Raw genomic sequence first — 904 nt, 5'->3', positions numbered from 1 at the left:
CACATCAGCAAGCACGTCAGCGTCAACAAGCGCAAGCACATCAGCAAGTACGTCAGCTTCAACAAGTGCAAGCACGTCAGCTTCAACAAGTGCAAGCACATCAGCAAGCACGTCAGCGTCAACAAGCGCAAGCACATCAGCTTCAACAAGCGCAAGCACATCAGCAAGCACGTCAGCTTCAACAAGTGCAAGCACATCAGCAAGCACATCAGCTTCTGAATCAACATCGGCTTCAGCTAGCACATCAGCTTCAACAAGTGCAAGCACATCAGCAAGCACGTCAGCTTCAACAAGTGCAAGCACATCAGCAAGCACATCAGCTTCAACAAGTGCAAGCACATCAGCAAGTACGTCAGCTTCAACAAGCGCAAGTACATCAGCAAGCACGTCGGCTTCAACAAGCGCAAGCACATCAGCAAGCACGTCAGCTTCAACAAGTGCAAGCACATCAGCAAGTACGTCAGCTTCAACAAGCGCAAGCACATCAGCAAGCACGTCAGCGTCAACAAGCGCAAGCACATCAGCTTCAACAAGCGCAAGCACATCAGCAAGCACGTCAGCTTCAACAAGTGCAAGCACGTCAGCTTCAACAAGTGCAAGCACATCAGCAAGTACGTCAGCTTCAACAAGTGCAAGCACATCAGCAAGCACATCAGCTTCAGCAAGTGCAAGCACATCAGCAAGCACGTCAGCGTCAACAAGCGCAAGCACATCAGCAAGCACGTCAGCTTCAACAAGTGCAAGCACATCAGCAAGCACGTCAGCTTCAACAAGTGCAAGCACATCAGCAAGCACGTCAGCTTCAACAAGTGCAAGCACATCAGCAAGTACGTCAGCTTCAACAAGTGCAAGCACATCAGCAAGCACATCAGCTTCAGCAAGTGCAAGCACATCAGCAAGCACG

Annotated in this window: 1 protein-coding gene; it reads right to left on the bottom strand. The window is 50.4% G+C overall.

Features of this window, described 5'->3' with window-relative positions:
• The coding region (locus AC3E7H_RS09855; RefSeq protein WP_490676501.1) for a hypothetical protein at positions 1-904 on the bottom strand (904 nt) is incomplete at both ends.

It is taken from the genome of Streptococcus sp. SCPM-O-B-15304 (M98), assembly GCF_058200215.1.
This window is presented reverse-complemented; position numbering and strand designations above follow the sequence as displayed.